Below are 6570 nucleotides of genomic sequence, written 5' to 3' on the forward strand. Positions count from 1 at the left end.
GGGGGAGGGCTCAGTGCCAGCGGACGACCACGGCCCCCGCGGTCATGCCGCCGCCCACTCCGGCCAGCACCAGGTGTTCGCCCCGGCGGAAGGGCCGCCGCTCGTTCTCCGCGCACAGGGTGAGGGGGATGGAGGCGGTGGCGGTGTTGCCGAACTGCGGTGCGGTCAGCGGCACCCGCTCCGGATCGACGCCCAGTTCGCGCGTACAGGCCTCGACCAGGCGGGTGTTGGCCTGGTGCAGGATGAAGCGGTTCACGTCCTCCAGCCGCACCCCGGCCGAGTCCAGCGCCTCGCCGATGACCTTGGGCAGCACACCGAGCGCGTATTCGCGCACTTCGCGGCCCCGCATGCGGAACAGGTGCTCGCCGGCCTCTAGGCTGCGGGCGTCCAACGGCGTACGGGTGCCGCCGGCGGGCACCTCGACCAGCTCGCGGTGCTCGCCGTGGGCGACCAGCCGCCAGCCCAGCACCCCGTACCCGTCGGGTACCGGACCGAGCAGTACTGCGCCGGCCCCGTCGCCGAAGAGGCTGACGGTGCGCCGGTCGGTGCGGTTCATCAGCGAGGAGTACATGTCGGCGCCGACCACCAGGGCGTGGTCGCCGCCCTGGCCGGCCAGCCGTGCCGACAGCATCGAGTCGGCGACCGCCAGCGCGTACAGGAAGCCCGAACACACCGCGTTGACGTCGAACGCCGGGACCTCGGACAGGCTGAGCTTGTTCTGCAGGATGGCCCCCGTGGAGGGCTGCGGCTGGTCCGGGGTGGAGGTGGCCACGACCATCACACCCAGCCGGGCCGCCGCCTCCGGCACCGCCCGAAGCGCCTCGCGCGCGGCGTGCAGCGCCAGGTCGGAGGTGGCGGTGCCGGGCTCGCGGTAGCGGCGCTCCAGAATGCCGGTCCGCTCGACGATCCAGCTCTCTTCCGCGCCCGTCCACTGGGCGACCTGCGCGTTGTCGATGACCCGCAGCGGCACGTGGCCGCCCAGGCCGAGGAGTCCGTGGCCCATCACACGCCCTTCGCCGAGGCCCGGTCCTGCGACGGGCCGCCGGGTACCTGCACGACGGCGCAGGCCCAGGTCCAGGCCGCCCCGCCGCTGATCACCAGCGCGACATCGCCCGGCTCCAGCGGCACTCGGTCGCGCAGGTCGACGAGGTTGGCGAAGAAGTCGCCGCATCCGAGGTGGCCGGTGGCTGAGCCGAACCGCAGGGCCTCGGCCTTGAGCAGCTCGTCGAGCACGGGGCCGTAGATGGAGTCCAGCAGGCTCGCCCCGAGCCGGGGCAGCGCGATGTACTTGATCCTCGGGTCGTCGGGCTCCAGCCCCGCGTCGTGCAGGCTGTCGGTGATCACCTTGCGGATGTTGCGGCCGGCTGTGGTCTCGAACTTCTCCTTGCCGTACGCCGCCATGTAGGACTTCTTCGGAGTGCGCAGGTCGATGAAGCCGTCGTGCCACATGGGAGCCGGGCTGAAGTCGTTGCCGTGCCGCATCATCAGCTCGAACTGGGCGTCGGTCGCGGTGGCCAGGGACAGCAGGGCGTAGTCGTCCGGTTCCGCGTCGCCCCGGTGCACCAGGGCCGCGGTGCCCGCGTCGCCGAAGCCGAGGCCGTAGTCGGAGGTCCAGCGGTCCATGCCGGGAGGACAGAACCGGTCGCCCGTCGTGACGAGCACGGCACCCAGTCCCGGGTCCGCGTCCAGGTGCATCCCGGCCAGCTGCAGGGCCAGCGAGCCGGCGTTGCAGCCCTGTTGGACGCCGTAGGGCGTGGCGGTGCCGGCGCCGACCGCGTGGGCCACGTAGTGCGGCGGCGACCACATGTCATGGCCCTGGTGGTAGATCCAGGTGTGCAGGACCAGACCGACGGCGGACGGGCTCCAGCCCGCCCTGCCCAGTGCGGCGCGGCCGGCCTCCGCTGCCATCTCGGGAGCGGACAGGGCGGCCGAGAACGGCAGGTGGCCGACGCCGAGCCGCTGTGCGTCCGAGGCGGTCAGCTTCCCGGCCGCCACGGCGTCCTCGACGTTCTCGCGGTCCGGTGGGAACCACGAGGTCACGGTCTTGATCCGCAGATCGTCTCCGAATTTCATGCAGGCTCCTTCGAAAGCTCGGGATCCGTGTCGTGTGCGGGTCGCCGGCCGACGAGCGGGGCCGGGTGAGCGCTGGGCGGTTCGTCCGGCCAGGGAAGAGGGGAACGCCGTTGTGAGGGCGCAGTGCGATACGCGGGCCCTCGACCGCGGGGGTCATCGCGCACCGGGCTGCCAGTGGCTTCCGGCTCACAATCGCATACCTTCGCAGAGGTATGTAACTGTGACGGGGCCTGGCATCCGCGAGCGGGCGCCGCACCGCACCGGACCCGCGGGCGCCACCCGCGGTGCCTGCACCGTTGCGCACCGCCGGTGCCGCGCGAAGGTGCCTGCCCGTGTGCAAGTGGGGACCCTCCCCACTTGCACACGGGCAGGCGTTTCGGCCCCTCGCGGCCCGCTCCGCGGCAGGGGTGGCCGTCCTCAACTGTGCGATCGCGAGGTGAAGTTGCCTGATCCCGGCCCCCGCCTCAGATTTACATACCTTCACGAAGGGATTATTCTCGGCTGCAGAACCTCCCTCGGTCGGCCCACGCCCCGCTCACCCCGAAGGAAAAGGAAGAAGCCACCCCATGGCCACCACAGACTCCCGATCGCCACGGTGGGCCGGGTACACCCTCGCCCTGCTGGCGTTCACCCAGTTCATCGTCACCATCGACTACAACATCGTCTACGTGGCACTGCCGGACATCGGCAGCCAGCTCGGCTTCTCCGCGCAGTCGCTGCAGTGGGTCGTCAGCGCCTACGCGGTCGCACTCGGCGGACTGCTGCTCTTCGGCGGCCGCGCGGCCGACCGGATCGGCCCGCGCCGCATGCTGGTGACCGGACTCGTCATCTACGCGCTGTCCTCACTCACCGGCGGCCTCGCACAGAACGCCGGCCTCCTGGTGGCCGCCCGCGCGCTCCAGGGTGTGGGCGGTGCGCTGCTGACACCGGCGACGCTGATGCTCGTCTTCACCACGTTCGCCCCCGGCCCGGAGCGCAACCGGGCCACATCCGTGTGGGGCGCCGTCGGCAGCGCGGGCCTGGCGGCGGGCTCACTGTTCGGCGGAGTGCTGACCAGTGCCTTCGGCTGGAGCTGGGTCTTCTTCGTCAACGTCCCCCTCGCGCTGATCGCGGCGTTCGCCGCCACCCGCGTCCTGCCGCCCGACCGCCCCTTCGGCACCGGCCGCAGCTTCGACGCCGTCGGCGCCGCGGTCGCCACCGTCGGCTCGACGCTGCTGGTGTTCGGCCTGGTCAGCGGCCCGGACAAGGGCTGGGGCTCGCTGCAGGGCCTCGGCGCCCTGACGACCGGCGCCCTGCTGCTGGCCGTCTTCGTCCTGATCGAGAAGCGCTCCGCCGATCCCCTGGTCCCCCTGAAGCTGTTCCGCCTGCGCGGCCTGAACATCCCCATGCTGGCGCTGATCGTCTTCCAGGCGTCCCTGGGCGGCACCTACTACCTGCTCACCACCTACCTGCAGTCCGTGCTGAACTACAGCCCCTTCGCCGCCGGCATCGCCTTCCTGCCGCCGACCGTGATCTGCATGGCGGTCGCGATGAAGCTCAACGCCCGGGTCCTCGGCCTGCTGGGAGTGCGCACCACGCTCTTCCTCGGCACCACCGCCACCGCCGTCGGACTGGCCGCCGTCATCGCCGGCATGTCCACCCACGGCTCCTACTGGGCCCTGGTGCCGGGCATCGCCATCTGGGGCGCCGGCGGCGGCTTCGCCTTCCCCACGCTCTTCGTCGCCGTGGCCTCCTCCGGAGCCGAACCCGCCCAGCAGGGCGTCGCCTCGGCGCTCGCCTCCACCTGCCGCCAGATCGGCGGCGCCCTCGGCCTCGCCGCCCTGGTCGCCGTCGCCAACGCCCACGCCGGCCACAACCCCGACCCGCACGCGCTGGTCGGCGGCCTGCGCATGGCAGGGTGGGTCGCCGCCGTCGGCACCCTCGCCGGCGCCGTCATCGGCCTCGGCCTCAAGAAGCAGCCCCGCCCCACCCCCGCACCCGCCACCACCCCCACAACGGCCCCTGAGGTCACCGACGCCGCCACACAGGCGGGCTGACGCCGCCCCACCCCCGGCCGGCGGCGACCCGGGCGCCCGCACCCCCCGATGCGGGCGCCCGGCACCGGACCGCCACAGCGAGCACACGACACGCACCACCGGTGGCACCGACGGCGCCTGTGCACGCCTCAACCGCCAGACGCACTACCGCCGGCCCCGCACCCCGGCCACGCTGATCCGGGCGGAGAACCTGTGCGCGGGCGACCGGACAGGCGGCGCACAACGGCGCCCCGGACACAGCCACACCTGCACGGCGGGCAGAGCAGCCGCCGCACGCCTCCGGCCACGGCACCGCGACAGCAACCGACGGGCGAGACGTCGACTGCGACCGCTCAACCGTCCCCGCCGAACCCGCGGCACGCCCCACCCTCCTGACCGGGCCGACGACCGCGTACGACGGCCTCCGGCACCGCGATCCGCGAGACCCAGGACGACAGGAGCTTTCCGATGCTTGTCCAGACCGGCCCGTCCACCGAGGCCGAGGCACCGCCCGCGAAAGAGGTCTGCCGACTGGAGCGGGTGGTCATCCGGTTCGCGGGCGACTCCGGCGACGGCATGCAACTGACGGGCGACCGCTTCACGTCACAGACCGCCTCCTTCGGCAACGATCTGTCCACGCTGCCGAACTTCCCCGCGGAGATCCGGGCGCCCGCAGGAACCCTGCCGGGCGTCTCATCGTTCCAACTGCACTTCGCCGATCACGACATCCTCACCCCCGGCGACGCACCGGACGTCCTGGTCGCCATGAACCCGGCCGCCTTGAAGGCGAACATCGCCGACCTGCCGCGCGGCGCCGAACTCATCGTCAACACCGACGCGTTCACCGAGCGCGCACTGGCCAGGGCCGGCTACCCGGCCAACCCGCTCGAGGACGGCTCCCTCGACGGCTACAACATCCACGCGGTAGCGCTGGGAACCCTGACGGTGGAGGCACTGAAGGCCCACGGACTGTCCCGCAAGGACGCCGACCGCTCGAAAAACATGTTCGCGCTGGGCCTGCTGTCGTGGATGTACCACCGGCCAACCGAAGGCACGGAAGCCTTCCTGCGGCGCAAGTTCGCCAAGAAACCGGCCATCGCCGAAGCCAACATCGCCGCCTTCCGGGCCGGCTGGAACTTCGGCGAGACGACCGAGGACTTCGCGGTCTCCTACCAGGTCACTCCGGCCACGAAGGCCTTCGCACCGGGTACCTACCGCTCCCTCTCCGGCAACCTGGCCCTCGCCTACGGCCTGATCGCCGCCTCCCACCAGGCGGACCTGCCGCTGTTCCTGGGCTCGTACCCGATCACGCCGGCCTCGGACATCCTGCACGAGCTGAGCCGGCACAAGAACTTCGGTGTGCGCACCTTCCAGGCCGAGGACGAGATCGCCGGCATCGGCGCGGCGCTGGGCGCGGCCTTCGGCGGCTCACTGGGCGTGACGACGACCTCGGGCCCCGGCATCGCACTGAAGTCGGAGACCATCGGCCTGGCAGTCTCCCTGGAACTGCCCCTGCTGATCATCGACATCCAGCGGGGCGGCCCGTCGACGGGTCTGCCGACCAAGACCGAGCAGGCGGACCTGCTGCAGGCGATGTACGGCCGCAACGGCGAGGCTCCGGTCCCGGTCGTCGCCCCCTGCACACCGGCGGACTGCTTCGCCACAGCACTGGAGGCAGCCCGGATCGCACTGACCTACCGCACCCCCGTCCTGCTGCTGTCGGACGGCTACCTGGCCAACGGCTCCGAACCCTGGTGCATCCCGGAAACCGGCGAACTCCCCGATCTGCACGTCCAGTTCGCTTCCCAGCCGAACCACACCCTGGAGGACGGCTCCGAGGTCTTCTGGCCGTACAAGCGGGATCCGCAGACTCTTGCCCGTCCGTGGGCGGTCCCGGGCACGCCGGGTCTGGAGCACCGCATCGGCGGCATCGAGAAGCAGGACGGCACGGGCAACATCTCCTACGACCCGGCCAACCACGACCTCATGGTCCGCACCCGCCAGGCGAAGATCGACGGCATCGCCGTACCGGACGTCGAAGTGGACGACCCGCACGGGGCCCGCACTCTGGCGCTGGGCTGGGGATCGACCTACGGACCCATCACCGCAGCCGTCCGCCGACTTCGCACGGCCGGCCAACCCATCGCCCAGGCACACCTCCGCCACCTCAACCCCTTCCCGCGCAACCTCGGCGAGCTCCTGTCCCGCTACGACCGCGTCGTCGTCCCCGAAATGAACCTCGGACAGCTGACCACGTTGATCCGCGCGCGATACCTGGTCGACGCCCGCTCCCACACCCAGGTCAACGGCATGCCGTTCAGGACGGAACAGCTCGCCGACGTACTGGAGGAAGTCATCCATGCCGACTGAACTCAAGCTCACCGTCCGCGACTTCAAGTCGGATCAGGAGGTGCGCTGGTGCCCGGGGTGCGGTGACTACGCGATCCTGGCGGCGGTGCAGGGCTTCATGCCCGAACTGGGC

General features: G+C 71.5%; 4 protein-coding genes and 1 pseudogene. 3 read left to right on the forward strand and 2 right to left on the reverse strand.

Annotated features, from left to right (window positions below):
• Positions 1–10 precede the first annotated feature (10 nt).
• Both PH203_RS47495 and PH203_RS47500 read right to left on the reverse strand, forming a co-directional pair.
• Positions 11–1003, reverse strand: a complete 993-nt coding sequence (locus PH203_RS47495) for a beta-ketoacyl-ACP synthase 3 (protein ID WP_289928979.1) — start codon at positions 1001–1003, stop codon at positions 11–13.
• Positions 1003–2073, reverse strand: coding sequence for a ketoacyl-ACP synthase III family protein (locus PH203_RS47500; RefSeq protein WP_289928983.1), 1071 nt, complete (start codon positions 2071–2073; stop codon positions 1003–1005). The genes PH203_RS47495 and PH203_RS47500 overlap by 1 nt, the downstream gene beginning before the upstream one ends.
• Positions 2074–2639: 566 nt before the next feature.
• Between PH203_RS47500 and PH203_RS47505 the strand changes: the two genes are divergently transcribed.
• The 3 genes and pseudogenes from PH203_RS47505 to PH203_RS47515 form a co-directional block, all read left to right on the forward strand.
• The gene (locus PH203_RS47505) at positions 2640–4109 is read left to right on the forward strand and encodes an MFS transporter (protein ID WP_289928986.1); all 1470 of its coding nucleotides are present in this window, start codon (positions 2640–2642) and stop codon (positions 4107–4109) included.
• Positions 4110–4556: 447 nt separating this feature from the next.
• A complete protein-coding gene (locus tag PH203_RS47510) occupies positions 4557–6458 on the forward strand; it encodes a 2-oxoacid:acceptor oxidoreductase subunit alpha (RefSeq protein WP_289928988.1) in 1902 nt (633 codons plus the stop codon).
• Positions 6448–6570: pseudogene (locus PH203_RS47515) on the forward strand (2-oxoacid:ferredoxin oxidoreductase subunit beta); the annotation flags it as partial. The gene PH203_RS47510 and the pseudogene PH203_RS47515, both read left to right, overlap by 11 nt.

It is taken from the genome of Streptomyces sp. S.PB5 (assembly GCF_030403745.1).
In the GTDB taxonomy this organism is placed as follows: Bacteria; Actinomycetota; Actinomycetes; order Streptomycetales; family Streptomycetaceae; genus Streptomyces.

What these genes read in the sequence shown, in the direction of transcription:
- PH203_RS47495 (WP_289928979.1), bottom strand. Translation starts at nt 1,003, where the DNA reads ATGGGCCACGGACTCCTCGGCCTGGGCGGCCACGTGCCGCTGCGGGTC.
- PH203_RS47500 (WP_289928983.1), bottom strand. Translation starts at nt 2,073, where the DNA reads ATGAAATTCGGAGACGATCTGCGGATCAAGACCGTGACCTCGTGGTTC.
- PH203_RS47505 (WP_289928986.1), top strand. Translation starts at nt 2,640, where the DNA reads ATGGCCACCACAGACTCCCGATCGCCACGGTGGGCCGGGTACACCCTC.
- PH203_RS47510 (WP_289928988.1), top strand. Translation starts at nt 4,557, where the DNA reads ATGCTTGTCCAGACCGGCCCGTCCACCGAGGCCGAGGCACCGCCCGCG.